The organism is Gordonia amicalis NBRC 100051 = JCM 11271 (assembly GCF_000332995.1).
GTDB lineage: Bacteria > Actinomycetota > Actinomycetes > Mycobacteriales > Mycobacteriaceae > Gordonia > Gordonia amicalis.
Window position 1 is genome coordinate 1 of record NZ_BANS01000088.1, and the last position, 1,316, is coordinate 1,316.

Below are 1,316 nucleotides of genomic sequence, written 5' to 3' on the forward strand. Positions count from 1 at the left end.
TTCAGTGTCAGGGTTGTCTAGCCACTTCGGTGGTGGTTGGGTTCTGACCACCAGGTATCTGGCTCTTCTGCTGGTTACCGCCCTGGCTGTATCGGGCTGGTGTTGGCTCATTGTGCCGATTCCTGGTGTGTCAGGACCGGCCGGCGTGACTTGATAGGAGCGTGGCATCGCCCCCGACTGAGATGTGTCCGCCGACCGGCCCGACTGTCGCCACTCCACTGACAGGAAGGCATCTCCCATGATCGTCATCGGTGCCGATGTGCACAAGCGCACGCACACATTCGTCGCGGTCGACGCTGTCGGCAAGCAGCTCGGGTCCACCGTGGTGCCCGCCACCACCATCGGCCACCGCAAAGCCATGCAATGGGCTCACACACGCTTTGGCACCACGGTGTTGTGGGCCATCGAGGACTGCCGCAACATGTCCGCTTGGCTGGAACGCGACCTGCTGGGCGCGGCTCAGAAAGTGGTGCGGGTAGCGCCGCGCCTGATGGCCGAACACCGCCGTACCGGACGTGAACGCGGTAAGTCTGATCCGATCGACGCGCTGGCCGTGGCTCGGGCCGCAGCACGTGAACCCGACCTCCCGGTGGCCTCTCACGACGCGTTGTCCTACGACGTCAAAGCTCTCGTCGATTACCGCGATTCCCTTGTGCGCGAACGAACGTCGAAGATCAACCGGGTGTTGTGGCGGGTGCATCAGCTCGACCCCGAGCGCCACATCGCAAAGGGTGGGTTGACGATGAAGAAGCATCAGGAAGCGTTGCAAGTCTGGTTAAAGACCCAAGGCACCAGCGTCGATGCCCGCCTGGCCGGCAAGGAAATCACCGCCATCTACGAGCTGACCGTGGAGATCGCGGAGGTCGCAAAGGAGATCACCACCCTGGTCTCGGCCGCGGTGCCCACCCTGCTGGCGATGCCCGGCTGTGGCGTCCTCAGCGCCGCCAAACTCCTCGGCGAATCCGCCGACATCACCCGCTTCCCCGGGGAGGCCCAGTTCGCCCGCCACGCGGGAATCGCCCCAGTGCCGGTGTGGTCGGCCAACCCCGGACGCCATCGCCTCACCCGGTCGGGCAACCGTCAAATCAACGCCGCGATCCACCGCATCGCGCTGACCCAGGCACGCATGCCCGACACCCTCGGCTACGCCTACTACGAGAAAAAGCAGGCCGACGGCAAGAGCCCTCGCGAGGCAATGCGCTGCCTCAAACGCCGACTCGCCCGCGTCGTCTACAACAACCTCACCACCGACCACCACGCCCGCACCCACGAAGCCGAAAACCCAACACCCGCCGCCGCTTGACATAGGAGCTATG

The 1,316-nt window shown here is 64.7% G+C and carries 1 protein-coding gene; it reads left to right on the forward strand.

Annotated elements, in window-relative coordinates:
• Window positions 1-238: 238 nt before the first annotated feature.
• Complete coding sequence (locus GOAMI_RS22260; protein WP_006438914.1) at window positions 239-1,303, forward strand: IS110 family RNA-guided transposase; 1,065 nt, start codon at window positions 239-241, stop codon at window positions 1,301-1,303.
• Window positions 1,304-1,316: the final 13 nt, after the last annotated feature.